Annotated in this window: 21 protein-coding genes and 3 tRNA genes; 16 read left to right on the forward strand and 8 right to left on the reverse strand. The window is 61.8% G+C overall.

Features of this window, described 5'->3' with window-relative positions:
* Positions 1-10: 10 nt before the first annotated feature.
* Positions 11-1546: an HDOD domain-containing protein gene (locus J1N02_RS16180; protein ID WP_421147485.1), complete on the reverse strand. Its 1536-nt coding sequence runs from the start codon at positions 1544-1546 to the stop codon at positions 11-13.
* 167 nt (positions 1547-1713) lie between these two features.
* Between J1N02_RS16180 and motA the strand changes: the two genes are divergently transcribed.
* Positions 1714-2565, forward strand: coding sequence for a flagellar motor stator protein MotA (gene motA, locus J1N02_RS16185; protein ID WP_003171338.1), 852 nt, complete (start codon positions 1714-1716; stop codon positions 2563-2565).
* 3 nt (positions 2566-2568) lie between these two features.
* On the forward strand, positions 2569-3591 hold the full coding sequence (gene motB / locus J1N02_RS16190; RefSeq protein ID WP_027604909.1) for a flagellar motor protein MotB: 1023 nt from the start codon (positions 2569-2571) through the stop codon (positions 3589-3591).
* 49 nt (positions 3592-3640) lie between these two features.
* Here motB and rsgA read toward each other — a convergent pair whose 3' ends face one another.
* Positions 3641-4672 carry a small ribosomal subunit biogenesis GTPase RsgA gene (gene rsgA / locus J1N02_RS16195; protein ID WP_092359371.1) on the reverse strand — a complete coding sequence of 344 codons (1032 nt, stop codon included), beginning with the start codon at positions 4670-4672 and terminating at the stop codon, positions 3641-3643.
* Positions 4673-4780: 108 nt separating this feature from the next.
* Between rsgA and orn the strand changes: the two genes are divergently transcribed.
* Both orn and J1N02_RS16205 read left to right on the forward strand, forming a co-directional pair.
* Positions 4781-5323, forward strand: coding sequence for an oligoribonuclease (gene orn / locus J1N02_RS16200; RefSeq protein WP_010213620.1), 543 nt, complete (start codon positions 4781-4783; stop codon positions 5321-5323).
* Between the two features lie 175 nt (positions 5324-5498).
* Entirely contained in the window at positions 5499-6113 is a 615-nt protein-coding gene (locus tag J1N02_RS16205; RefSeq protein ID WP_027604906.1) for a trimeric intracellular cation channel family protein, read from the forward strand.
* Here the strand turns inward: J1N02_RS16205 and queG are convergent.
* Positions 6110-7174 carry a tRNA epoxyqueuosine(34) reductase QueG gene (gene queG / locus J1N02_RS16210; protein ID WP_027604905.1) on the reverse strand — a complete coding sequence of 355 codons (1065 nt, stop codon included), beginning with the start codon at positions 7172-7174 and terminating at the stop codon, positions 6110-6112. The genes J1N02_RS16205 and queG overlap by 4 nt on opposite strands.
* A 63-nt stretch (positions 7175-7237) precedes the next feature.
* Between queG and J1N02_RS16215 the strand changes: the two genes are divergently transcribed.
* The 12 genes from J1N02_RS16215 (at position 7238) to J1N02_RS16270 (ending at position 21583) form a co-directional block, all read left to right on the forward strand.
* Positions 7238-8098: an NAD(P)H-hydrate dehydratase gene (locus J1N02_RS16215; protein ID WP_368961467.1), complete on the forward strand. Its 861-nt coding sequence runs from the start codon at positions 7238-7240 to the stop codon at positions 8096-8098.
* Complete coding sequence (gene tsaE, locus J1N02_RS16220) at positions 8086-8556, forward strand: tRNA (adenosine(37)-N6)-threonylcarbamoyltransferase complex ATPase subunit type 1 TsaE (protein WP_098480479.1); 471 nt, start codon at positions 8086-8088, stop codon at positions 8554-8556. The genes J1N02_RS16215 and tsaE overlap by 13 nt, the downstream gene beginning before the upstream one ends.
* 15 nt (positions 8557-8571) lie before the next feature.
* Positions 8572-9993, forward strand: coding sequence for an N-acetylmuramoyl-L-alanine amidase (locus J1N02_RS16225; RefSeq protein WP_027604902.1), 1422 nt, complete (start codon positions 8572-8574; stop codon positions 9991-9993).
* Positions 9993-11906 (forward strand): DNA mismatch repair endonuclease MutL, encoded by a 1914-nt coding sequence (gene mutL, locus J1N02_RS16230; protein ID WP_027604901.1) that lies wholly within the window; start codon positions 9993-9995, stop codon positions 11904-11906. Before J1N02_RS16225 ends, mutL begins: the two co-directional genes overlap by 1 nt.
* Positions 11906-12877 (forward strand): tRNA (adenosine(37)-N6)-dimethylallyltransferase MiaA, encoded by a 972-nt coding sequence (miaA, locus tag J1N02_RS16235; protein ID WP_027604900.1) that lies wholly within the window; start codon positions 11906-11908, stop codon positions 12875-12877. Before mutL ends, miaA begins: the two co-directional genes overlap by 1 nt.
* Before the next feature lie 94 nt (positions 12878-12971).
* Positions 12972-13232: an RNA chaperone Hfq gene (hfq, locus tag J1N02_RS16240; RefSeq protein ID WP_003171355.1), complete on the forward strand. Its 261-nt coding sequence runs from the start codon at positions 12972-12974 to the stop codon at positions 13230-13232.
* A 12-nt stretch (positions 13233-13244) separates the two neighbouring features.
* Entirely contained in the window at positions 13245-14546 is a 1302-nt protein-coding gene (gene hflX / locus J1N02_RS16245; protein ID WP_027604899.1) for a ribosome rescue GTPase HflX, read from the forward strand.
* Positions 14547-14642: 96 nt separating this feature from the next.
* Positions 14643-15818 carry an FtsH protease activity modulator HflK gene (gene hflK, locus J1N02_RS16250; RefSeq protein ID WP_092359364.1) on the forward strand — a complete coding sequence of 392 codons (1176 nt, stop codon included), beginning with the start codon at positions 14643-14645 and terminating at the stop codon, positions 15816-15818.
* Positions 15818-16684 (forward strand): protease modulator HflC, encoded by an 867-nt coding sequence (gene hflC / locus J1N02_RS16255; RefSeq protein ID WP_010213607.1) that lies wholly within the window; start codon positions 15818-15820, stop codon positions 16682-16684. The genes hflK and hflC overlap by 1 nt, the downstream gene beginning before the upstream one ends.
* Positions 16685-16977: 293 nt before the next feature.
* Positions 16978-18165, forward strand: a complete 1188-nt coding sequence (locus J1N02_RS16260) for an ATP phosphoribosyltransferase regulatory subunit (RefSeq protein WP_092359361.1) — start codon at positions 16978-16980, stop codon at positions 18163-18165.
* Positions 18166-18219: 54 nt separating this feature from the next.
* Complete coding sequence (locus J1N02_RS16265; RefSeq protein WP_027604896.1) at positions 18220-19509, forward strand: adenylosuccinate synthase; 1290 nt, start codon at positions 18220-18222, stop codon at positions 19507-19509.
* A gap of 139 nt (positions 19510-19648) precedes the next feature.
* Positions 19649-21583 (forward strand): methyl-accepting chemotaxis protein, encoded by a 1935-nt coding sequence (locus tag J1N02_RS16270; protein ID WP_027604895.1) that lies wholly within the window; start codon positions 19649-19651, stop codon positions 21581-21583.
* A gap of 46 nt (positions 21584-21629) precedes the next feature.
* Here the strand turns inward: J1N02_RS16270 and J1N02_RS16275 are convergent, their stop codons facing one another.
* From J1N02_RS16275 to J1N02_RS16295, 5 genes are all read right to left on the reverse strand, one after another.
* Positions 21630-23195, reverse strand: a complete 1566-nt coding sequence (locus J1N02_RS16275) for an ABC transporter permease (RefSeq protein WP_421147486.1) — start codon at positions 23193-23195, stop codon at positions 21630-21632.
* Positions 23195-24220 (reverse strand): iron ABC transporter substrate-binding protein, encoded by a 1026-nt coding sequence (locus J1N02_RS16280; protein ID WP_065925621.1) that lies wholly within the window; start codon positions 24218-24220, stop codon positions 23195-23197. The genes J1N02_RS16275 and J1N02_RS16280 overlap by 1 nt, the downstream gene beginning before the upstream one ends.
* A gap of 145 nt (positions 24221-24365) precedes the next feature.
* A tRNA-Leu gene (locus J1N02_RS16285) sits at positions 24366-24452 on the reverse strand.
* Between the two features lie 154 nt (positions 24453-24606).
* Positions 24607-24693 (reverse strand) — tRNA-Leu (locus J1N02_RS16290).
* Between the two features lie 153 nt (positions 24694-24846).
* A tRNA-Leu gene (locus tag J1N02_RS16295) sits at positions 24847-24933 on the reverse strand.
* Between the last annotated feature and the right edge of the window lies 1 nt (position 24934).

Consider the following 24934-nt stretch of genomic DNA (forward strand, 5'->3'; position numbering starts at 1 on the left):
AGCGCAAGCATCAAGCGCTGCGGTTGGTAAAGCTGTGCAGGGCTTTCTCGATGCATTGGGCGGTTTTACCGAAGGCCTGCACGGTGGTTTCCGAGAACGGCCCGCCGCCCTGGTCGGCGACCATCACCATCACCACGCGACCGTTGCAGTTCATGGACCGCAACAACAGGTGCTCGCCGGTGAACAGGCGGCGCAGGATCGGCGGCAGCAGTGCCGAGAACTGGGCGTGGTTTTCCGGTGTGAGGCGCACCTGGGCGGACTTTTCCAGCAGGCGCTGCAGCAGCGTACTGTTGACCACGTCCAGGCTCAGGTTGGCGGCGTCCTTCGGCAGGCCGTCGGCCTGATGCACGCGCAAGGTGCTCAGGGCACGATCGGCCATGAACAGCAGGACGCGCTGCATGCCGCTGGCCACCAGGGCTTCCTTGGCGCACGTGGTCAAATGCATGGCGTTGGCAAAGCGGCTCGGCTCTACCAGCAGTTCGGTACAACGCTTGCGCCAGACGGCCAGGGCTTCGGCGGTGGGCGGTGGTGCAGGCAGCAGGCCGCGATGAATCTTGTGCACATGCCACGGCCAGATCAGCGACAGCGCCGGGTGCCAGAGGTCGGGCATCAAGGTGCTGCGAGCGCTGGTGACGGCTTGCTGGTGCACCTGTTGCTGCACCTCGCCCAGGGGCTGTTGCAGGTACAACGCGGTGAGGTACTGCCAGCGCTGGGTGTGCGGGCAGGTCCAGGACTCCTGGGCCGACATCGCCAGGCCGTTGGCCAGCAGCACGGTATTGGCCGGCTGATTCAACCAGCGGCGCAGGTTTGGGTCGGCGTCGAGCAGTTGCTGGTGACGAAGAGGGTCGTCTTCGCGGGCGATGTGCAGGGCCTTGACCAGTAAGCGCTGCTCGGTCCGCAACAGGGTATAACCCTGGGATACCCAGATCGGCAGGTGCCAGGTCTCGGTCAGGCCGAGGCACAGGTCCAGCAGGCGCACGCCGAACAATGCCTGTTCGACCTTGCGTGCCGACTCGCCCTTGTGGATGACCCGCAGTTCCCATTCTTCCAGGAGCTTGGGGTAGGCAACGGCCATCGGCCACAGCGGTGAAAGAAACAGCAGGCTGCCCCAGTGAATGTCCTGCCACAGCCGCGCCAGGCGACTGCCGAACAATCCATTGGCTTGTTGCGAGGCGTGCTGGCTGACCAGCAACAGCTGGCGCAGCGCTACGGGAATTTCATGGGCCGGCACCGACGGCAGGCGTGCCAGCAGTTCCTCGGCGCGTTTGAGGCCCAGGCGGTTAAGCGCCACTTCGAGGTTTTCCGCCGGCGCCGTCAGGCTGCCATGGGTGTGGCTGTTGGCCTCGCGCATGACACTGAGTACGAGGGCCGGGCTGTCTTGCATCAGCTCGGCAATATCCCGCAACGAACTGCGGCTATCGCGGATGGCTTTGCACACGCGGTCATGGCTGGCCTGTGGAACAGGCAGCAGCACTTCGTCCAGGCGCTTGATCCAAGCGGCTAGAGAAGCAGGTTTTGCAGTTGGGACTGTCGTTTCATTAGCCATGATTGGGGCGCGATCATCACTTGCGGTCAACACACCCGGAGCGGGCCGAACTGGCTTTTCGCCTTAACGGGCTATAGTCTGGCGCAGTTTTGCCGATAAGTAGAACAAGAGTTTTCCAGTTCCCCCAAATATGTCCATGAACCCGACGGCGCAAGTACTCATCTCCTATGGCTAAAATTATCGGCATTATCGTCGTCTTCGCGAGCGTGCTCGGCGGCTACGTCCTGTCCCACGGTAAAATTGCGGCACTGATCCAGCCTTTCGAGGTGATGATTATCGGTGGTGCGGCACTGGGTGCCTTCCTGCAGGCGAACCCCGGCTACATGACCATGCACGTGATCAAGAAGTCGCTGAGCATGTTCGGTTCGCGTTTCACCCACACGTTCTACCTGGAAGTGTTGGGCCTGGTTTACGAGATCCTCAACAAGAGCCGCCGCGAAGGCATGATGGCCATCGAGGCCGACATCGAAGACGCCGCGGCCAGCCCGATTTTCGCCAAGTACCCGGCCGTGCTTAAAGATGAGCGCATGACCGCCTATATCTGCGACTACCTGCGCATCATGTCCTCCGGCAACATGGCTCCCCATGAGCTTGAAGGCCTGTTCGACATGGAATTGTTCAGCCTCAAGGAAGAATTGGAGCATCCTTCCCATGCCGTGACCGGTGTAGCCGACGGCATGCCCGGCTTCGGTATCGTCGCGGCGGTACTGGGTATCGTGGTAACCATGGCTTCCCTGGGGGAAGGTGACCAGGCGGCTATCGGCATGCACGTAGGTGCGGCGTTGGTGGGGACCTTCTTCGGTATTCTCGCGGCCTACGGCTTCTTCGGCCCGCTGGCGACCTCCCTGGCCCACGACGCCAAGGAAGAAATCAACCTGTACGAATCGATCAAGGCCAGCCTGGTGGCGTCCGCTTCCGGCATGCCGCCTTCGTTGGCGGTGGAGTTCGGTCGCAAGGTGCTGTACCCGAAGCATCGCCCAAGCTTCGCCGAGCTGGAACAAGCGGTTCGCGGTCGCTAAGCCATGGAAAACAACCAGCCGATAATCATCAAGCGCGTCAAGCGCTTCGCTGCGGGGCACCACGGCGGCGCCTGGAAAATCGCTTTCGCCGACTTTGCCACGGCGATGATGGCGTTCTTCCTGGTGCTGTGGCTGATGTCCACCGCCACGCCCGAACAGAAGATCGCCATTGCCGGCTACTTCAAAGACCCGATTGGCTTCTCGGAAAGCGGCACGCCCTTCGTGATCGACCTGGGCGGTTCGCCGCAGTTGGCGCCTGAGCGCACCATCAACCCGGAAGTCAAGACCGAGGCACCGCAGGAAAAAATCCCGATCGAGCGCGATACCGTCGAAGCCATGGCCGAGCAGGTCGAGCAGGAACGTCTTGAGCTGTTGCTGCAAGAGTTGCAGAACAAGGTCGAGGAAAACCCGCAACTGCTGAAGTTCAAGGATCAGATTTCGTTCGAGATCACCCCGGATGGCTTGCGTATCCAGATCACCGACGCCGCCAACCGGCCGATGTTCGACTCTGGCAGCGCGCGTTTGAAACCGTACTTTGAAGACATCCTGCTGGCCATGGCCGACACCATCAAGGCGGTGCCGAACAAGATCAGCATCAGCGGCCACACCGATGCCAAGCCTTACGCGGGCCAGGGTGACTTCGGCAACTGGGAGCTTTCCGCCAACCGTGCCAACGCTGCGCGTCGTGCGCTGGTGGCTGGCAGCTATCCGGACCCGCAAGTGGCGCGGGTGGTGGGGTTTGCGTCCTCGCAACTGTTTGATGCGAAGGATCCGTTCAACCCGATCAACCGCCGCATCGATATCGTGGTGCTGACCAAAAAGGCCCAGCGTGCGATTGAAGGTGACCAGCATGTACCACCATCGGTCCCAACCTCAGGGGCGGGCGCGCCAGGTGAGGCCCCGGCCGACCCGAACACCATTCCGCACGGCCAGGAGCCATTGCCGGCCCATGAGCTGCGGCAGAAGCTGAACCTGTTTGATGATGGCGGGGTGAAAGATCCTACGGTGCCGGGGACGGGTTCCTAAGCCATATACAACAAGGCCGCGATGATCGCGGCCTTGTTGTTTCGCCAGTTTAGTAACTGCTTTCCGGCAAGCTCGCAATAATCGACCGATAGCTGTTCATTCGCTGCTGCTGCACGCGGCCGTCTTCCAGGGCCTTGAGCAGGGCGCAGCCCGGCTCGCGATCGTGTTTGCAATCGCGGAAGCGGCAGGTGCCGATCAGGTCGTTGAATTCGATAAAGCCCGCTTCCACATCGCTGCGGCTGACGTGGCCGAGGCCGAATTCACGGATACCCGGGGAGTCGATCAACTCACCGCCGCCCGGGAAGTGGAACAGCCGCGCCGTGGTGGTGGTGTGGGTGCCCTGGCCGGACAGCTCCGACAGCGGGCCCACGCGGGTATCGACTTCCGGCAGCAGGCTGTTGACCAGCGAGGATTTGCCCACGCCCGACTGGCCGACAAAGACGCTGATACGTCCGTCCAACTGCTGTTGCAGCTGTTCCATGCCATTGCCGTGATGGGCCGAGACTTCCAGCACCGGGTAGCCCAGGGTGCGGTAGACCCCCAGCAGCGCGTTGAGCGCGGGGGCATTCTGCTCGTCGATCAGGTCGAATTTGTTCAGCAGCAACAACGGGCGAATGCCGGCATGCTCGGCTGCCACCAGGTAGCGGTCGATCAGGTTGGCATGGGGCTCGGGCAGCGGTGCAAACACGATCACGATCATGTCGACGTTGGCCGCTACCGGCTTGAGCTGGCCACGGCTGTCGGGGCGGCGCAGCTCGGTGGTGCGCGGCAGTTGGGCGACGATCACGCCGATGCCCTGGTTGCCGGCGCGCCAGACCACCTTGTCGCCGGTGACCAGCGCAGGCAGGTTGGCACGCAAGTGGCAGCGGAACACCTGGCCCGCGAGTTCGCCTTCCAGCGCCTCGACTTCGACCTGCACACCGAAGTGCGCGATTACCAGGCCCGTCTGTTCGGGGCCCAGGTCGCCGCCCTCGAGCGCTTCCACGGCGGAGGATTCACGTTTGGCGGCGCGGGCGGCGCGTTCACCTTGAATCTTTTCGATGCGCCAGTTTTGGCGACGATTGAGCTGGCGTTTGGCCATTGGTGTTCCGTGTCGATAATGCAAAGGTTGGGTAAAACGGTCGCGAGTCTAGCACGGCCCCGCCTGCTAAACTGCGCAGCTACGCCAAGGTGCCAAGAGAATCAAGCCATGCAAAACCCACAGAACCTGATTTGGATCGATCTGGAAATGACCGGTCTGAACCCTGACACCGACGTCATCATCGAGATGGCGACCATTGTCACCGACAGCAACCTCAACACCTTGGCCGAAGGTCCGGTGATCGCCATCCACCACAGCGACGCCGTGCTCGCCACCATGGACGAGTGGAACACCCGAACCCACGGTAACTCCGGTCTGACCCAGCGTGTGCGTGACAGCCGCATCAGCATGGCCGAAGCCGAAGCCGAAACCATTGCCTTCCTGGAGAAGTGGGTGCCCAAGGGTAAATCGCCGATCTGCGGCAATAGCATCTGCCAGGATCGTCGCTTCCTTTATACCCATATGAAAGCGCTGGAAAGCTACTTCCACTACCGCAACCTGGATGTGTCCACGCTCAAGGAACTGGCCGCGCGCTGGGCGCCGGAGGTCAAGGACAGCTTCCATAAAGGCAGCACCCACCTGGCGCTGGATGACATTCGCGAGTCGATCGCCGAGCTGCAGCATTACCGCAAGCATTTCATCAAGGCTTGAAACGGTTTCTTACCGTGTCCGGGCTTTCTGTAGTGAGCGGGCTTGTCCCGCGCTGGGCTGCGTAGCGGCCCCACTGCTGTTGCCGCATTTTTCCCTATAGATATCATCGCCAAGTATTTGGGGCTGCTGCGCAGCCCAGCGCGGGGCAAGCCCGCTCACTACAAGGATCGCCTTCATGCTGCTGATGCTCTACCTCATCGCCATCACCGCCGAAGCCATGACCGGCGCGTTGTCCGCCGGCCGGCGCGGCATGGACTGGTTTGGTGTGGTGCTGATCGCCTGCGTGACGGCATTGGGCGGCGGCTCGGTACGCGACGTATTGCTCGGTCACTACCCTCTGACGTGGGTCAAGCACCCGGAATACCTGGTGCTGACCTCCATCGCGGCGCTGGTGACGATCTTTATCGCACCCTTGATGCGTCGCCTGCGCTCGCTGTTCCTCGCACTGGATGCCGTGGGCCTGGTCGCGTTCACCTTGATCGGCTGCATGACCGCCCTGGAAATGGGCCACGGCATGCTGGTGGCCTCGGTCAGCGGGGTGATCACCGGCGTCTTCGGTGGCATTCTGCGGGATATCTTCTGCAACGACATTCCGCTGATCTTCCGTCGTGAACTGTACGCCAGCGTGTCATTCCTCGCCGCCTGGTTCTACCTGCTGTGCCTCTACCTGGAACTGCCCAGCGAGCAGGCGATTCTACTGACCCTGTTCAGCGGCTTTCTATTGCGCCTGCTGGCGATCCGTTTTCACTGGGAAATGCCCAAGTTCGTCTACAACGACGACGTGCACTAGCGCGATGCGTGCTGGTTCAGCGCCCATTCCACATGTTCGCGTACCAGCTCCGACGGGTAATCCCGACGCGCCTTCAAGGCTTCCAGCACCGGAATGCTCGACGGCGCATTGCCCAGGCCCACCGCCAGGTTGCGCAGCCAGCGCTCGTAACCGGCACGGCGCAATGGTGAGCCTTCGGTACTGCTGAGGAATTTATCCTCATCCCACATGAACAGCTCCGCCAGTTCCGCGTTATCCAGGTTGTGCCGTGGCTTGAAATCGCTTTCGGCAGTGGGTCGCGCGAAACGATTCCACGGACAAACGATCTGACAGTCATCGCAGCCGAATACCCGATTGCCGATCAGCGGGCGCAGGTCTTCCGGGATTGCGCTCTTGAGTTCGATGGTCAGGTAGGAAATGCAGCGCCGGGCGTCCAGCACATAGGGGCCGACAAACGCGTTGGTGGGGCAGATGTCCAGGCAGGCGGTGCAGCGGCCGCAGTGCTCGGTGGCGTGGGGTGGATCCACGGGCAGCGGCAAATCGACAAACAGTTCGCTGAGGAAGAAATAACTGCCAGCCTTGCGATTGAGCACCAGGGTGTTTTTACCGATCCAGCCAAGGCCGGCTTGTTCGGCAATGGCCTTTTCCAGCACGGGCGCGCTGTCGACAAAGGCGCGAAAGCCGAAAGGGCCGATCTGCGCCTGGATGCGGTCGGCCAACTGCTGCACGCGCTTGCGGATCAGCTTGTGGTAGTCGCGGCCCAGGGCATACCGGGAGATGTAGGCTTTTTCCGGTTTTGCCAGCAGTTGCGCCATCTGCGTGTCGCCGGGCAGGTAATCCATGCGCAGCGACACCACGCGCAGGGTACCCGGCACCAGTTCGTCCGGGTGCGAGCGTTTGCTGCCATGGGCGCCCATGTAGTCCATCTCGCCGTGGTAGCCCGCGTCGAGCCAGCGTTGCAGATGGTGTTCATGCTCGGCCAGGTCCAGGCCGCTGATGCCGACTTGTTGAAAGCCCAGCTCGCGGCCCCAGTCTTTGATCGATTGGGCGAGGGCGGGCAGATCGGAGGTAATAGCGGGCATGAGACACGGGAAACCACAGGTTAGATGCGTATAATTCTGCCAGACATCGGAGCTTGAAGACGCATGCCGCAGACAAAACACGAAATAACCGACGTTCAGCCTTTGTTGCACGGCCATTTGCCGCAACTGGCTGCGCGTTCCCCTGACGCCCATAAAGGCCAGTTCGGTCACCTGCTGATGATTGGCGGCGACCGGGGCTTTGGCGGTGCCGCGCTGTTGAGTGCCGAAAGCGCCCTGCGCAGTGGCGCGGGCATGGTGTCCCTGGCCACTCGCCTTGAGCACGTGCCGGCCGCGCTGGCGCGTTTGCCGGAAGTCATGAGCGTCGGCGTGAGTTCGGCCAACCAGTTGATGGGCTTGCTGGAAAAAATCTCGGTAATCGTCATTGGCCCCGGCCTTGGCGAAGCCGCCTGGGGTAAAAGCCTGTTGTCTGTTGCAGCCAATGCACGGCAGCCGCAGGTCTGGGATGCCGATGCGCTCAATCAACTGGCGACTGGCAGCGTGAGCCTGCCGGCCGATTGCGTGATCACTCCGCATCCTGGGGAAGCGGCGCGCTTGTTGGGGATTTCGACAGCCGAGGTTCAGGCCGACCGTCTTAAGGTGGCGCGCGCGTTGAGCCAGAAATTCAATGCAGTGGCTATCCTCAAGGGTGCTGGCAGTTTGATTGCCAGCCCGGACGGGCGCGTTTCACGCTGCGATCAAGGCCATCCGGCGATGGCGACGGCGGGCCTCGGTGACGTTTTGGCCGGCCTGGTAGGTGCGCTGCTGGCCCAGGGCATGCCGGCGTATGAAGCCAGCTGCCTGGCCGTCTGGTTGCACGCCACGGCGGGAGATCGCCAGGGCAGCTTTGGTCGCGGGCTGGCCGCCAGCGACCTGATACCCGCCATTCGTCAATTGCTGGAGGAACAGTCGCCGTGCCTGAAGTAATTCTTTTCCTGGCCGATGAAGACGCCATGGTGGCGTTAGGTCAGCGTGTTGCCCAGGTCACGGCCGGGTCAGGCCTGATCTTTCTTGAAGGCGACCTGGGTGCGGGCAAGACCACGCTGTCCCGGGGGATCATTCGCGGTCTGGGCCACACGGGGGCGGTCAAGAGTCCCACGTTCACCCTGGTTGAACCCTACGAGATCGGCGCAGTGCGGGCGTTCCATTTCGATCTCTACCGCCTGGTCGATCCCGAAGAACTCGAATTCATGGGCATCCGTGATTACTTCGATGAAGACGCGCTGTGCCTGATCGAGTGGCCAGATAAAGGCACAGGCTTTTTGCCAAAGCCGGACCTGACCATTACCATTACGCCGCATGATCACGGACGTCAGCTGAAGTTGTTGCCCCAGGGTGCGCGCGGTGAGTCGTGGTGCGCCGCTCTGGCTTTGGAATTCAAATAATTGGTGGGGTTAGGTATGCGCTTTCGCGCGTTGGTTGCTGTCGTAGGGGTGTTGCTTGCGGCAATGACTGTCAATGCTCTGGCTGCTTCACAGGTGAAGAGTGTTCGCCTGTGGCGAGCGCCGGATAACACGCGACTGGTGTTCGACCTGTCTGGCCCGGTCCAGCACAGTGTCTTTACCCTCACGGCGCCCGATCGCCTGGTGATCGACATCAATGGTGCGACCCTGGCCGCGCCGTTGAACGTGTCCACCGCCAACACGCCGATTACCGCCATGCGCTCGGCGCAGCGCACGCCGACCGACCTGCGGGTGGTGATCGACCTGAAAAAGGTCGTGACCCCGAAAAGCTTCTCCCTGGCGCCAAACGCCCAATACGGCAACCGGCTGGTGGTCGATCTGTTCGACAACGCCGCCGATGCCGCGCCGCCGCCGGCGCCAACCCCGGCCGTGGCGACAGTGCCGGCCGTACCGGTCAACCCGTCCCAACCCCAGGTCAAGCTGCCACCGCCGCCGCCAGCGCCGGCCGGCAAGCGCGACATTATCGTGGTGATCGATGCCGGCCACGGCGGTGAAGACCCGGGCGCGTCCGGCTCGCGCGGCCAGCATGAGAAAGACGTGGTGCTGGCCATCGCCCGTGAGCTGCAGCGCCAGGTCAACGGCATGAAAGGCTACCGCGCCGAACTGACCCGTACCGGCGACTACTTCATTCCGTTGCGCGGCCGTACCGAAATCGCCCGTAAGAAGGGCGCCGACCTGTTCGTTTCGATCCATGCGGACGCCGCGCCTTCGACGGCGGCCTTCGGTGCCTCGGTGTTTGCCCTGTCGGATCGCGGCGCCACGTCCGAGACCGCGCGCTGGCTGGCCGACAGTGAAAACCGTTCCGACTTGATCGGCGGGGCCGGTAACGTGTCCCTCGATGACAAGGACAAGATGCTCGCCGGGGTACTGCTTGACCTGTCGATGACGGCCTCGCTGACCTCCAGCTTGAACGTCGGCCAGAAGGTGTTGAGCAACATCGGCCGGGTGACCTCGTTGCATAAGCAGCGCGTGGAACAGGCCGGGTTCATGGTGTTGAAATCGCCGGACATCCCATCGATCCTGGTGGAAACCGGGTTTATCTCCAACGCCAACGAAGCCTCGAAGCTGGCCAGTGCCAGCCACCAGCAGGCCTTGGCGCGCTCCATCAGTGCTGGCGTGCGCCAGTTCTTCCAGCAGAACCCGCCGCCGGGCACCTACATTGCCTGGTTGCGCGACTCCGGCAAAATCGCCCAGGGCCCGCGCGACCATCGCGTGCAGCCCGGCGACACCGTGGCCATGCTGGCCGTGCGTTTCCAGGTCTCGGCCGCGTCCCTGCGCAGCGCCAACAACCTGAAGAGCGATGAGTTGAAAATCGGCCAGGTATTGACCATCCCCGGCACTGAATTGGCGGCGCAGTAATGAGCGAATCAGTCTTGAACAGCGGGTCGCGCATTGAATTGCTCAGCCCGCGCCTCGCCAACCAGATTGCGGCGGGCGAGGTCGTTGAACGGCCGGCCTCGGTGATCAAGGAGTTGCTGGAGAACAGCATCGACTCCGGCGCCCGACGCATCGATGTCGATGTGGAGCAGGGCGGCGTCAAGCTGCTGCGCGTCCGCGACGATGGCAGTGGGATCTCCTCCGATGACCTGCCGCTGGCCCTGGCCCGTCACGCCACCAGCAAGATCCGCGACCTGGAAGACCTGGAGCGGGTGATGAGCCTGGGCTTTCGCGGTGAGGCATTGGCTTCCATCAGCTCCGTGGCGCGCCTGACCCTGACGTCGCGCACCCGTGATGCCGAGCAGGCCTGGCAGGTGGAAACCGAAGGCCGCGACATGGCGCCTCGGGTCCAGCCGGCTGCACACCCGGTGGGCACCTCGGTGGAAGTGCGCGACCTGTTCTTCAACACCCCGGCGCGGCGCAAATTCCTCAAGGCCGAAAAAACCGAATTCGATCACCTGCAAGAAGTCATCAAGCGCCTGGCCCTGGCGCGTTTCGATGTGGCGTTTCACCTGCGCCACAACGGCAAGACCATCCTCAGCCTGCACGAAGCCAACGACGACGCCGCGCGTGCTCGCCGTGTCGCGGCAGTGTGCGGTGCGGGGTTCCTGGAGCAGGCGCTGCCGATTGAAATCGAACGCAACGGCCTGCGCCTGTGGGGTTGGGTGGGCTTGCCGACCTTCTCCCGCAGCCAGGCGGACTTGCAGTATTTCTTTGTGAATGGCCGGGCGGTACGCGACAAACTGGTGGCCCACGCGGTGCGCCAGGCTTATCGCGATGTGCTGTTCAACGGCCGGCATCCGACCTTTGTGCTGTTTTTCGAGGTCGACCCTTCGGTAGTGGACGTCAACGTGCACCCGACCAAGCACGAAGTACGCTTCCGTGACGGGCGCATGGTGCATGACTTCCTCTATGGCACCTTGCACCGTGCCTTGGGCGATGTGCGCCCGGATGACCAGTTGTCTGCGCCCATCGTGACGGCGGTGGTGCGGCCGAGCGGCCCCGAAGCGGGCGAGTTTGGCCCTCAGGGCGAAATGAGCCTGGCGGCAAACCTGCTGCAATCGCCGCAACCCCAGCCGAGCTATACGGCGCCGGGCTCTGGCTCGGGAGCGGGTTATCAGTACCAATACACACCGCGTCCGCAATCGGCCGTGCCGGTCGCCGAAGCGCAGGCTGCCTATCGTGAATTCTTTGCGCCGTTGCCGGGTGCCGAGCCGGGCGCCGTGGCCTTGCCGGAAGGTGGCGGTGATATCCCACCCCTGGGCTACGCGTTGGCGCAGCTCAAGGGCATCTACATCCTCGCGGAAAATGCCCATGGCCTGGTGCTGGTGGACATGCACGCCGCCCACGAGCGGATCATGTACGAGCGCCTGAAGATCGCCATGGCCAGCGAAGGCCTGAGTGGCCAGCCGTTGCTGGTGCCGGAATCCCTGGCCGTCAGCCAGCGTGAGGCCGATTGCGCCGAAGAGCATCACGATGTGTTCCAGAAACTGGGCTTCGAGTTGCAGCGCCTGGGCCCGGAAACCCTGGCGATCCGCCAGATTCCCGCGCTGCTCAAGCAGGCCGAGGCCAACCGGCTGGTGGCCGATGTATTGGCTGACCTGATGGAGTACGGCACCAGTGACCGTATCCAGGCACACATCAACGAACTGCTCGGCACCATGGCCTGCCACGGTGCCATCCGCGCCAATCGCCGCCTGGCCCTGCCGGAAATGAACGGCCTGCTGCGCGACATGGAAAACACCGAACGCAGCGGCCAGTGCAACCATGGCCGTCCGACCTGGACCCAGATGGGCCTGGATGATCTGGACAAACTGTTCTTGCGCGGCCGTTGATGAGTGCCTTGCCCCCCGCGATCTTCCTGATGGGCCCCACGGCCGCCGGCAAGACCGACCTGGCCATCGAGCTCACCAAGGTGCTGCCGTGCGAGCTGATCAGTGTCGACTCCGCCCTGGTTTACCGGGACATGGACATCGGCACCGCCAAGCCTTCCAAAGCGCTGCTGGCGCAGTATCCGCACCGGTTGATCGACATCATCGACCCGGCCGAGAGCTATTCCGCAGCGGATTTCCGCACCGACGCCCTGGCCGCCATGGCCGAGATCACCGCGCGGGGCAACATCCCCTTGCTGGTGGGCGGCACGATGCTCTACTACAAGGCTTTGCAGGAAGGGCTGGCCGACATGCCGCCCGCCGATGCCCAGGTGCGCGCCGAACTCGAAGAAGAGGCTGCACGCCTTGGCTGGCAAGCCCTGCACGACCAGTTGGCAGCGGTTGACCCGGTATCTGCCGCGCGTATTCACCCCAATGATCCCCAGCGCCTCAGTCGCGCCCTGGAAGTCTGGCGGGTCAGCGGGCAGACCATGACTGAACTGCGGCTGAAACAAACTGCGCAAAGTGCTGATGCAGGCGCATCTGGACAGTCACAATTGCCCTATACTGTGGCGAATCTGGCCATCGCTCCGGCAAATCGCCAGGTGCTGCATGAACGAATTGCACAAAGATTCACAATTATGTTGGAACAGGGGTTTGTGGACGAGGTCGTAGCACTGCGTTCAAGAGGTGACCTGCATCCAGGGTTACCTTCGATACGTGCTGTAGGCTACCGCCAAGTCTGGGATCATCTGGATGGCAAGCTGACGTCAGCCGAAATGCAGGAGCGCGGCATCATTGCCACGCGCCAATTAGCGAAGCGCCAGTTCACCTGGCTGCGCAGCTGGAGCGATTTGCACTGGTTGGACAGCCTGGACAGCGACAATCTGTCACGCGCCTTGAAATACTTGGGAACGGTCTCCATATTGAGCTGAGTCCTTGCAATTGCCGTCTATCCTTGGGGGTGTGACGGCCATAAGCTATCTATTTTCCGATTTTTTATTATTGATCCTTAAAGGAGTGCGGCACATGTCAAAAGGGCATTCGCTACAAGACCCTTACTTGAATACTTTACGTAAAGAGAAAGTGGGGGTTTCCATCTACCTGGTCAACGGTATCAAGCTGCAAGGCACGATCGAGTCGTTCGACCAGTTCGTGATCCTGCTGAAAAACACCGTCAGCCAGATGGTCTACAAGCACGCTATCTCGACAGTGGTTCCAGTTCGTCCAATCCGTCTGCCTAGCGCCGCCGGTGATGATGCAGCTGACGCTGAGCCAGGTAACGCCTGATAGGAGTCTCCTTTGTTCTTTGAGCGCCACGGTGGTGGTGAGCGAGTCATCCTCGTTCACTTGGATGGACAGGACCCTGAGGCGCGCGAAGATCCGCAGGAGTTTCAGGAGCTGGCAAATTCGGCCGGCGCCGAGACCGTTGCGTTTTTTAACGTGCCGCGTCATCGGCCAACCGCCAAATTCCTGATTGGCAGCGGCAAGGTCGAGGAACTGCGCGACCTGGTCCATGCCGAAGAAGCCGATCTGGTGATCTTCAATCACACCCTCACGCCCAGTCAGGAACGTAACCTCGAACGTGTATTCGAGTGTCGCGTGATCGACCGCACCGGCCTGATTCTCGATATTTTCGCCCAACGCGCCCGTACCCATGAGGGCAAGCTCCAGGTCGAATTGGCCCAGCTTGACCACATGAGCACTCGGCTGGTTCGCGGTTGGACTCACCTTGAGCGTCAGGGTGGCGGTATCGGCATGCGGGGCCCGGGTGAAACCCAGTTGGAAACCGACCGGCGCCTGCTGCGGGTTCGCCTGCGTCAGATCAAGGGCCGACTGGAGAAGGTGCGCAGCCAGCGCGAGCAATCGCGACGTGGCCGTTCGCGTGCCGATATCCCTACCGTATCGCTGGTGGGCTACACCAACGCCGGCAAGTCCACGCTGTTCAACAACGTGACCAAATCGGACGTGTACGCGGCTGACCAACTGTTCGCGACCCTCGACCCGACCTTGCGCCGTCTGGATATCGACGACCTGGGGCCGATTGTCCTGGCCGATACCGTGGGTTTCATTCGGCACCTGCCCCACAAGCTGGTCGAGGCATTTCGGTCTACGCTCGAGGAGTCGAGCAATTCCGACCTGCTGTTGCACGTGATCGATGCGGCCGAACCGGATCGCATGTTGCAGATTGAACAGGTGATGGTCGTGCTGGGTGAGATTGGTGCCCAGGACTTGCCGATCCTCGAGGTCTATAACAAACTCGATTTGCTTGAAGGCGTCGAGCCACAAATCCAGCGCGACGAGAACGGCAAGCCCCAGCGGGTCTGGCTGTCGGCGCGCGATGGCAGTGGTTTGGAGCTGCTTGAACAAGCCATTGCCGAATTGCTCGGCAGCGATTTGTTCGTCGGCACCTTGCGCTTGCCTCAGCGTTTTGCTCGACTGCGTGCACAGTTTTTCGAGCTGGGCGCGGTACAGAAAGAAGAACACGACGAAGAAGGTGTCAGCTTGCTGGCCGTTCGATTGCCGCGCTCGGAGCTCAATCGGCTGGTCAGCCGTGAAGGCGTAGTACCGACAGAGTTCATCGAACAACACACTTTGCAATAAAAGCCTCCGAAAGCGGTTGTGCCGCAGTAGCAGGCATTCTGTAGCATTGGTCGGCGCGCCGTGGGTGCGTCTTTGCTTTATCAGATGGAGAGCGCTATGGCTTGGAATGAGCCGGGTGGCAACTCGAATAATCAGGATCCTTGGGGTGGTAAGCGCCGCAATAATGGCGACCGCAAGGGGCCACCAGATCTCGACGAGGCCTTCCGAAAGCTGCAGGAAAGCCTGAATGGGTTGTTCGGTGGTGGAAAAAAACGGGGTGGTGATGAAGGTGGTCGCACCGGCAAGGGCGGCGGCTACGGCCTGCTGGGCCTGGGTCTTGTCGTGCTGGCGGCCGTATGGCTGTACAGCGCCGTATACGTCGTGGACGAGCAGGAGCAAGCCGTGGTGCTACGCTTCGGCAAGTACTACGAGACTGTCGGTCCTGGCCTGAATATCTATTTCCCGCCGATCGACAAGAAGTACATGGAGAACGTCACGCGTGAGCGTGCCTACACCAAGCAGGGCCAGATGCTGACCGAAGACGAGAACATCGTCGAAGTGCCGCTGACCGTGCAGTACAAGATCAGCAACCTGCAGGACTTCGTTCTGAACGTCGATCAGCCGGAAATCAGCCTGCAACACGCAACCGAAAGCGCCCTGCGCCACGTGGTGGGTTCCACCGCCATGGACCAGGTGCTGACCGAAGGCCGTGAACTGATGGCCAGCGAAATCAAGGAGCGCCTGCAACGGTTCCTCGATACCTATCGCACCGGTATCACCGTCACCCAGGTGAACGTACAGAGCGCAGCGGCACCGCGTGAAGTGCAGGAAGCCTTCGACGACGTGATCCGCGCCCGTGAAGACGAGCAGCGTTCGCGCAACCAGGCTGAGACCTACGCCAACGGCGTCGTGCCGGAAGCCCGTGGCCAGGCCCAGCGTATCCTCGAGGATGCCAACGGTTACCGTGACGAAGTGGTCTCCCGCGCCAAGGGTGAAGCGGATCGCTTTACCAAGCTGGTCGCCGAGTACCGCAAGGCGCCTGAGGTGACGCGTGAGCGTCTGTACCTGGACACCATGCAGGAAGTCTTCAGCAACACCAGCAAGGTCCTCGTGACCGGCAGCAAGGGTGGGCAGAACAACCTGCTGTACCTGCCGCTGGACAAGATGATCGAAGGTGGTCGCAGCAGCTCCAGTGCACCGTCCACCGGTTCCAATGCCGCTGCCAATGAAGCGAGCGCCCGTGCGGCCGCTGACTTGCTGCAACAGCAAACACGTACCAGGGAGAGTCGTTGATGAGCAATAAATCGCTGACCGCCCTGATTGTGGGCGTCGTCGTGGTCATCGCTGCCTGGAACTGCTTCTACATCGTGGCTCAGACCGAGCGTGCGGTGCTGCTGCAATTCGGTCGCGTGGTCCAGGCGGATGTCCAGCCGGGCCTGCATGTGAAAGTCCCCTACGTCAACCAGGTGCGCAAGTTCGACGCGCGCCTGATGACCCTGGATGCACCGACACAGCGCTTCCTGACCCTGGAAAAGAAAGCCGTGATGGTTGACGCCTACGCCAAGTGGCGCGTCAAGGATGCCGAGCGCTTCTACACTGCGACCTCCGGCCTCAAGCAGATTGCCGACGAGCGTTTGTCGCGCCGTCTGGAGTCGGGCCTGCGTGACCAGTTTGGTAAGCGCACCCTGCACGAGGTGGTGTCCGGTGAACGTGATGCGCTGATGGCGGATATCACCCGTTCGTTGAACACGATGGCGGAAAAAGAGCTGGGGATCGAAGTTGTCGATGTTCGGGTCAAGGCCATCGATTTGCCGAAGGAAGTGAACCGCAGCGTGTTCGAGCGCATGAGCACCGAGCGTGAGCGTGAGGCCCGTGAGCACCGTGCCAAGGGTAACGAGCTGGCTGAAGGTATCCGTGCGGATGCCGACCGTCAGCGCCGTGTACTGCTGGCAGAAGCCTATCGCGAGTCTGAAGAGGCCCGTGGTGATGGTGATGCTCAAGCTGCGGCGATCTACGCCAAGGCTTACGGCCAGGACCAGGAGTTCTACGCGTTCTACCGTAGCCTGCGTGCCTACCGTGAAAGCTTCGCGAACAAAACCGACGTCATGGTGCTGGACCCAAGCAGCGACTTCTTCCGCTACCTGGAAAAGTCCAAGTAACCAGCCCGTGATTTTGTAGGGCGCACTCCGTCGGGCGGCTAAAACGCCTGGCGGGGTGATCCTTTCAGAAAACGGGTGTATGATGCGGCAGCCGGGAAATTCCCGGCTTTTTTGCGTCTGCATGTTTGATTCGGCAGGCGTGACAGGTTTTTCGAGGAAAGTGCCCGACGAGGCCGTTAACAGGTCGTTCGTCACGTCGCTCTTGCGCGTGGTTTATGCAGGGGGCGGGTATTTTCTGCTTCACTCAAGGCTCGGCCGAGGGCTGGCCGCCCGGATCATAGGGGAATGGCGTAATGGCAACGGTAGACCGCTGGCTGCTGCCAGATGGCATCGAAGAAGTACTGCCACCAGAAGCTGCGCGCATTGAAGTAGCGCGTCGCCAGGTGTTGGATCTGTTCCAGAGCTGGGGTTACGAGTTTGTCGTGACCCCCCATATCGAGTACCTGGAATCCCTGCTGACCGGCGCGGGCCAGGACCTGGATCTGCGCACCTTCAAGGTCATCGACCCGCAATCGGGCCGGCAAATGGGGTTCCGTGCCGACATCACGCCGCAAGTGGCACGCATCGATGCGCACACCCTGCGCCGCGAAGGCCCGAGCCGCCTGTGCTACGCCGGCAGCGTGCTGCACGCTCAACCGCGTGCCTTGTCGTCCTCCCGCAGCCCGATCCAATTGGGCGCGGAGTTGTACGGTGATGCCAGCCCGAGCAGCGACGTTGAAGTGATCAGCCTGATGCTGGCCATGCTGCAACTGGCTGATGTGCCAGATGTCCACATGGACCTCGGTCACGTGGGCATCTACCGTGGCCTGGCCCGTGCGGCCGGTTTGTCCGGTGAAGCCGAGCAACAGCTGTTCGATGCCCTGCAGCGCAAGGCGATCGATGAAGTCATCGCCCTGACCGCTGGCGTGCCTGCGGATCTGGCCGAGATGCTGCGTGCACTGGTCAACCTGTGTGGCGGCCGTGAAGTGCTGGTGGCTGCACGTGAACGCCTGGCCAAGGCGCCGGCGCCGGTATTGGCTGCACTGGATGACCTGTTGGCGATTGCTGAGCGGTTGTCGGCGCGGTTCCCGCAGTTGCCGCTGTATTTTGATTTGGGCGAGCTGCGCGGCTACCACTACCACACCGGTGTGGTGTTCGCGGTGTTTGTGCCGGGTGTTGGCCAGGCCATCGCCCAAGGTGGTCGTTACGACGACATCGGCGCCGACTTCGGTCGTGCGCGTCCGGCCACCGGCTTTTCCACCGATTTGAAAACCCTGGTGACCCTGGGGCGTGCTGAGGTCGAGCTGCCGTCTGGTGGCATCTGGATGCCCGACAGTACGGACGCAGCACTCTGGCAGCAGGTTTGCCAGTTGCGCAGTGAGGGTCAGCGTGTTGTCCAGGCATTGCCTGGGCAGCCATTGGCCGCCGCCCGTGAAGCGGACTGCGACCGGCAATTGATTCTGCAGAACGGGCTTTGGCAAGTATCGCCACTGGCTTCTTGAGTTTTCCTGCCGGCCATCGCCGGCACCAAGTTTGCGCGAATGAGGACAAGTGTTATGGGTAAGAATGTCGTAGTCCTGGGCACCCAATGGGGTGATGAGGGCAAAGGCAAGATCGTTGATCTGCTGACCGAACATGCTGCCGCCGTAGTGCGCTACCAAGGCGGTCACAACGCTGGCCACACCCTGGTCATCGACGGCGAAAAAACCGTCTTGCACCTGATCCCGTCGGGCGTCCTGCGCGAAGGCGTGCAGTGCCTGATCGGCAACGGCGTCGTGGTTGCGCCGGATGCCCTGCTGCGTGAGATCACCAAGCTGGAAGAGAAAGGCGTACCGGTGCGCGAGCGCCTGCGTATCAGCCCGTCCTGCCCGCTGATCCTGTCCTTCCACGTTGCGCTGGACCAGGCCCGTGAAAAGGCCCGTGGCGAGCTGAAGATCGGCACCACCGGTCGCGGCATCGGCCCGGCCTACGAAGACAAGGTCGCGCGTCGTGGCCTGCGTGTGGGCGACCTGCTCAACATGCCGCGCTTTGAAGACAAGCTGCGTGAACTGGTGGATTACCACAACTTCATGCTGGTGGGTTACTACAAAGAGCCAGCCATCGAATTCGACAAGACCCTGGCCGAGTGCAAGGAATACGCTGAGCTGCTCAAGCCGCTGATGCTGGATGTGACCGCCGAGCTGCACGACCTGCGTCGCGCCGGCAAGGACATCATGTTCGAAGGCGCCCAGGGTTCGTTGCTGGACATCGACCACGGTACCTACCCGTACGTGACCAGCTCCAACACCACTGCCGGCGGCGTCGCTACCGGTTCGGGCGTTGGTCCTATGTTCCTGGACTACATCCTCGGCATCACCAAGGCCTACACCACCCGTGTAGGTTCGGGCCCGTTCCCGACTGAACTGTTCGACGAAGTCGGTGCGCACCTGGCCAAGCAGGGTCACGAATTCGGCGCGACCACCGGCCGTGCTCGTCGCTGTGGCTGGTTCGACGCCGTTATCCTGCGTCGCGCGATCGATGTGAACAGCATCTCGGGCATCTGCTTCACCAAGCTGGATGTACTCGACGGCCTGGAAACCATCAACATCTGCGTCGGCTACAAAGATGCCGAAGGCAAGGACGTTGCCCCGGTTGACGCCGACAGCTACGTGGGCCTGCAGCCTGTGTACGAAGAAGTGCCGGGCTGGAGCGAGTCGACCGTGGGTGCCAAGACCCTGGAAGAGTTGCCAGCCAATGCCCGTGCCTACATCAAGCGCGTTGAAGAGCTGATCGGTGCGCCGATTGACATTATTTCGACGGGCCCGGATCGCAACGAGACCATCGTTCTGCGTCACCCGTTCGCTTAATAAGCTATTGATGTAAAAAGCAAAGGGCTCCTTCGGGAGCCCTTTGTCGTATCTGCATGCCAAGCGGCACGACCCTTGCTATGTTTCTTTCTTTCGCGGTGCTATCAAATTAATGGCACCCGTGGTGGAGGGATTCCCGATGTCTGCCGTTCTCTCATTGTTACAAAGCCGTCTGTTGCGGCCGGTGTTCGTTACCCTAGGTATCGCTCTTTTGGTGCAAGTGCTGGTGGCGGTCGCTCTCACCCGGAGCACGGTCACGGCGCTGGAGGCCGATTTAGGCAGTCGCCTGGGCATCGACAGCCAGAAGCTGTCCGGTGAATTGGCCCAGGCCGGCAAGGAAGTCACGTCGAGCCTGGACAGCTTGTCCACCAGTACCCGTCAGCGTCTGACCGCCGGGCTTTCCGAGCGCCTGCAGGCAGAGCAGAAACAGTTGCGTGCGACCCTGGAAAAAGACCTGCAAGACTCCGCCAACGATATGGCGCAACTGCTGGCCTCGGTGGCGCCCCGCGCCATGTGGGACAGCGATGTGCCAACGCTGTCCGAGTTTGCCCGACGCGCCCAGCGCAATCCCAACGTGCTGTTCGTGGTCTATGACGACGCGGCGGGTGAGCACCTGACTCGTTATCTGAATCGCGAAAATCCGATCAACAAGGCGTTGCTGGAAAAAGGCCAGGGCGATCGCGCCCTGGACAAAGTCCTGAACGCCGCGAAGAACGATCCTTCGGTGTTCTACGTCGAGGCGTCCATCAGTCCTAACGGCGTGGAGATTGGCAAGGTGCTCATGGGGGTGTCGACCGCGTCGGTCGAGGCCGATCTGCAAGCGCTGGACAAGCGTTTTGCCGCACTGATAGCCAGCGGTGATCAGTTGGTCGGCGACAGCCTCAAAGGTGCCGCGGCGGATAGCGCGGCGGCCATGGGCGCTCGCCTGCAGTCGGCGCAAGCCACTGCGACCCAGATGACCGTCAACACCACCGGCGCCGTGCAGGAGGCTGCCGGCACCTTGCGTTGGCGCATCGGCATGGGGCTGGCGGTGGTCGGTTTCGGCGTATTGCTGCTGATCGCCGTGGTTCTCGGCCGTCGTGTGGTCAATCGCCTGAAACTGCTTATCGCGGCCATGGATGACCTGGCAGCAGGCGAGGGCGACCTCACCAAGCGCGTGCAGATCAACAGCAAGGACGAAATCGGCGACATGGCCTCGGCGGTCAATCGTTTTGTGGATAAGTTGCAACCCATCGTGCGCGAGGCGGGCGATGTGGCCCAGCGTACCGGCGTGGAAATCGGCGCCATGACCTTGCGCAATGCCGGCGCCGATGCGGCCGCTGGCTTGCAGCGTGATGAGGTGGCGGAGAGTTTGCGCGCGCTGTCGCAAATGGCCGACGAGGCCCAGGCCGAAAGCCACGCCATGCAGGCGGCGTTGCAGCAGGTGGTGGATATTCGTCAGGCGACGGACGAGAACTCGCGAACGTCGGCCGAAGTCGGCAGTTTGATCGAAGCGTTGGCGGGGCAGGTCCAGGCCGGGTCCCAGGTTATCGAGCGCCTGGCCCAGCAAAGCGAGCAGATCGAAGTGGTGCTGACGGTCATCCATGGTATCGCCGAGCAGACCAACCTGCTGGCGCTCAACGCGGCCATTGAAGCCGCGCGAGCGGGCGAGACCGGGCGGGGCTTTGCGGTGGTGGCGGACGAAGTGCGTGCGTTGGCCAGCAAGACCCAAAGTTCTACCGGCGATATCCAGGCCCATATCGTCGCGTTGCAGCAGGGCGCGCGGGAGGCGGTGGAAACCATCGGCAAGGCCGGGCGCCAGGCCAACGAAGGTTTGCTGGTGCTGCGCGACAGCGTGCGCTTGCAGCAGACGGTGCAGGCCTCGGTGGAGCAGGTGCATGCAGCGATTGGCCTGGCGACCCGCGCCGCCGAGCATCAGGCCCAGGGCGCCCATGCGGTACGAGGCCGGGTCGAGGTGATCCATGCCCAGGCCGAGCGTGCGGCGCAGGCGGTGGTGGAGACTACCGCCAGTGGCAAGGTGCTGGATGGGTTGGCGGCGCAGTTGAAGGCGAGTCTGGGGCAGTTCCGGGCTTAGCGTCGTCTGTTCTGGCCTCATCGGGGGCTTGCCCCCGATAGCGATCTCAGCGGCTCAAGTACATCCGAGTTGTCAGCAGATAGACCGGCAACCCCGACACCACTATCAACAACGCCGCATAAGGCGCCGCCGCCGCAAACTCCACATTCGAGGTGTGTGCCCACACGGCAGTCGCCAAGGTATTCAGCCCGGTGGGGCTGAGCAGCAGCGTCGCCGTCAATTCCTTCATGGCGTCCAGGAACACCAGCGCAAATGCCGCACCCAATGCCGGAAAAATAATCGGCAGCGTCACTCGGCAAAACGCACTGAACGACGATGCCCCCAGCGTGCGTGCAGCCTCTTCCAACTGCGGCGCCGCCTTGTTCAAGGCCGTGCGGATCGGCGCCTGGGCCAATGGAAGAAACAGCAAGGCATAGGCGATCAGCAGCAACGCAGAGGTCTGGTACAGCGCCGGCACGTAATGCAGGGCGAAATACACCAGTGTCAACGCAATCACCAGGCCGGGCAGGGCGTGCAGCAGGTACGGCAGGCGCTCGGCCCAGGTCGCCAGTCGGCCCTTGTAGCGCACCACCAGCAGCCCCACCGGTACCGCCAGCGCCAGGCACAGTGCCGCGCCACCCAGCGACAGCATCAGGGAGGACAGCAATGCCTCACCAATCTCGGCCATTGGAAATGCCGCCGATGAACCTACCGCCAGCCAATAGCCGAGCATGCCCAAGGGGATGCCGCTGCCGATGATCGCCAGCGCCAGGCAATACACCTGGCCCAGTGGCGCCCACTTGCCCAGTCGCACCTGCTCCCCATGCCGCGCCGCGCCCTGGCCGATGCGCACGTGCCGGCCCTTGCCGCGCACGCGCAGTTCCAGCCACAGCAGGGTCAGGCACATCACCAGCAATACCGCAGAAAGCATCGCGGCATTGGCGTTGCTGAACTCCAGTTCGAATTGCTGGTAGATCGCGGTGGTGAAGGTTTGCAGGCCGATGATCGACAGCGCGCCGAACTCCACCAGCATATGCAGGGCAATCAGCAGTGCCCCGGCCAGCAGCGACGGCCACAGCAAGGGCAGGGTGATGCGCAGGAATACGCCCCAGCGATTCAGCCCCAGGGTGCGGGCCGATTCTTCAAGGGAAGGGTCCAGGTTGCGCAAGGTTGCGGCCACTGGCAAAAACACCAGCGGGTATTTGGACAGGGTCATCACCAGGATCGCGCCGCCGAGCCCTTCGAAGTGGGCGCTCAGGGATACCCAGGTGAAGCTGCTGACAAACGCCGGCACCGCGAACGGCAGGCACAGGACTACACCCCAGAGGCGGCGCCCTGGCAGATTGCTGCGTTCCAGCAGCCAGGCCAGGGACAGGCCGATCACGCCGCACGCCACCGTCACGCCGACCATCAGCGCCAGGGTATTGCGCAGCAGCCCGAACACATAGGGGCGCCAGAGCAGATGCACCGCCTGCGCCCAGCCCGCCTGCCAGGCCTTCAGCCCGACGTACACCAGTGGCAGCAGGCTCAGGCCAACCAGTAGCAGGACGGGGAGCAGTAGCCAGATCGAAGGGCGCTTGCGGCGCGGGCTGAGCCCCCCGCGCAGGGCGGGGGTGGGTAGCGATGGGTTCATCAGTTCAAGCCAACCTCACGTTCCAGGTCCAGGGCTTCTTCTGCGTTGCCCAGGTCGGCAGGCGTGACTTTCGGCGGCTGCAGTTCGCTGAAGGGCTTAAGGCCGCGGTTGGATTCCATGCCTTTGCGCAGCGGGTACTCGGCCGAGGTAGTGGTAATCACGCGCTGGCCTTCTTCGCTGGCCATGAACGCCAGCAGTTGCTGGGCTTCTTTGGGATGCTTGCTGGACTTCAGCGCGGCCGCCGAAGACACGGTGATCAGGCCGCCGGCATCGCCATCGGTGAAGTAGTGCAGTTGGGAATCGAGGTTGGTTTTTTCTTTCTTCAGGGCAAACCAGTAGTAGTTGTTCACCAGAACGGTGGCTACTTCGCCGTTTTCCACGGCCTTCAGGGCGACCATGTTGTTGCTGTACACCTTGCCGAAGGCACGCAGGCCGGTCAGCCATTCTTCGGCGGCTTCACGGCCGTGCAGCTTGATGATCGCCACGGCCTGTTCCTGGAAGGCACCGCTGGTAGGTACGAAGCCGACCTTGCCTTGCCACTCGGGGCCGGCGAAATCCAATACCGACTTGGGCAGGTCTTTCTCGGCAATCAGTTTGGGGTTGAAGGCTACGACGCGGGTGCGTGCGGTCACGCCCATCCAGTCGCCGTTACGACCCACGTAATCCTTGGGCAGGACGTCGAGCGTGCCTGCATCGATCTTGGCCAGCAGGCCTTGCTCGCCAAGTTTGTTCAGTGGCGGCGATTCCTCGGTGTAGATCACGTCGGCAGGGGAGCGGTCGCCTTCCTCCACGACTTGGCTGGCCAGTTGGTTGCTGCTGCCCTTGCGTACGTTGACGTGAATGCCGGTCCTGGCTTCGAAGGCCTTGGCGAGTTCATCGCCGACTTCTTTGTGTTGGCCGTTGTACAGGGTCAGGGAGACTTTGTCGGCGGAGTAGGCGGCGGGGGAGAGTAGGGTCAGGCCGAGCAGAGTGATGGTCAGGCCACGCAGAAGGGATGTCTTGAGACGGGTATCGCGGATCATCATCCGGGGTTTTCCTCACTTGAGTGCAACAAATCATTGCAAGGATAAACGATAAAACTTCTCAAGTGCGCCGAAGGGGGGAAATTGCTGATGGAGTTTTCAAGCCCCGGAAACGAAAAAACCCGCTTTCGCGGGTTTGATCTGAATTTGGTGCCCAGGAGAAGACTCGAACTTCCACGACCTTGCGATCACCAGCACCTGAAGCTGGCGTGTCTACCAATTTCACCACCTGGGCATTATCAAGCAACGTTGCCGCTGTTGATGGGGCGAACTATACGGCGGGCTTTTTAATCTGTAAACCCCTGATTCGAAAAATATAAATCGATTTTCTCGTTAAAAATCAGAAGCCTGAAACGAAAAAACCCGCTTTCGCGGGTTTGATCTGAATTTGGTGCCCAGGAGAAGACTCGAACTTCCACGACCTTGCGATCACCAGCACCTGAAGCTGGCGTGTCTACCAATTTCACCACCTGGGCAGCATCAACAACGTTGCCGTCGTCGATGGCGCGCACTATACGGAGGGCTTTTTAATCTGTAAACCCCTGATTCGAAAAATATAAATCGATTTTCTCGTTAAAAATCAGAAGCCTGAAACGAAAAAACCCGCTTTCGCGGGTTTGATCTGAATTTGGTGCCCAGGAGAAGACTCGAACTTCCACGACCTTGCGATCACCAGCACCTGAAGCTGGCGTGTCTACCAATTTCACCACCTGGGCA

The sequence above is a fragment of the Pseudomonas sp. NFX5 genome (genome assembly GCF_049132125.1).
GTDB lineage: Bacteria > Pseudomonadota > Gammaproteobacteria > Pseudomonadales > Pseudomonadaceae > Aquipseudomonas > Aquipseudomonas marginalis.

Bases quoted from the DNA above. Each gene is read 5' to 3' on its own strand.
- orn (WP_010213620.1), top strand. From the start codon at position 4,781: ATGCAAAACCCACAGAACCTGATTTGGATCGATCTGGAAATGACCGGT.
- J1N02_RS16225 (WP_027604902.1), top strand. From the start codon at position 8,572: ATGCGCTTTCGCGCGTTGGTTGCTGTCGTAGGGGTGTTGCTTGCGGCA.
- J1N02_RS16215 (WP_368961467.1), top strand. From the start codon at position 7,238: ATGCCGCAGACAAAACACGAAATAACCGACGTTCAGCCTTTGTTGCAC.
- motB (WP_027604909.1), top strand. From the start codon at position 2,569: ATGGAAAACAACCAGCCGATAATCATCAAGCGCGTCAAGCGCTTCGCT.
- J1N02_RS16280 (WP_065925621.1), bottom strand. From the start codon at position 24,220: ATGATGATCCGCGATACCCGTCTCAAGACATCCCTTCTGCGTGGCCTG.
- queG (WP_027604905.1), bottom strand. From the start codon at position 7,174: ATGCCCGCTATTACCTCCGATCTGCCCGCCCTCGCCCAATCGATCAAA.
- J1N02_RS16180 (WP_421147485.1), bottom strand. From the start codon at position 1,546: ATGGCTAATGAAACGACAGTCCCAACTGCAAAACCTGCTTCTCTAGCC.
- mutL (WP_027604901.1), top strand. From the start codon at position 9,993: ATGAGCGAATCAGTCTTGAACAGCGGGTCGCGCATTGAATTGCTCAGC.
- rsgA (WP_092359371.1), bottom strand. From the start codon at position 4,672: ATGGCCAAACGCCAGCTCAATCGTCGCCAAAACTGGCGCATCGAAAAG.
- hflK (WP_092359364.1), top strand. From the start codon at position 14,643: ATGGCTTGGAATGAGCCGGGTGGCAACTCGAATAATCAGGATCCTTGG.
- motA (WP_003171338.1), top strand. From the start codon at position 1,714: ATGGCTAAAATTATCGGCATTATCGTCGTCTTCGCGAGCGTGCTCGGC.
- J1N02_RS16260 (WP_092359361.1), top strand. From the start codon at position 16,978: ATGGCAACGGTAGACCGCTGGCTGCTGCCAGATGGCATCGAAGAAGTA.
- hfq (WP_003171355.1), top strand. From the start codon at position 12,972: ATGTCAAAAGGGCATTCGCTACAAGACCCTTACTTGAATACTTTACGT.
- hflC (WP_010213607.1), top strand. From the start codon at position 15,818: ATGAGCAATAAATCGCTGACCGCCCTGATTGTGGGCGTCGTCGTGGTC.
- J1N02_RS16205 (WP_027604906.1), top strand. From the start codon at position 5,499: ATGCTGCTGATGCTCTACCTCATCGCCATCACCGCCGAAGCCATGACC.
- miaA (WP_027604900.1), top strand. From the start codon at position 11,906: ATGAGTGCCTTGCCCCCCGCGATCTTCCTGATGGGCCCCACGGCCGCC.
- J1N02_RS16275 (WP_421147486.1), bottom strand. From the start codon at position 23,195: ATGAACCCATCGCTACCCACCCCCGCCCTGCGCGGGGGGCTCAGCCCG.
- J1N02_RS16270 (WP_027604895.1), top strand. From the start codon at position 19,649: ATGTCTGCCGTTCTCTCATTGTTACAAAGCCGTCTGTTGCGGCCGGTG.
- J1N02_RS16265 (WP_027604896.1), top strand. From the start codon at position 18,220: ATGGGTAAGAATGTCGTAGTCCTGGGCACCCAATGGGGTGATGAGGGC.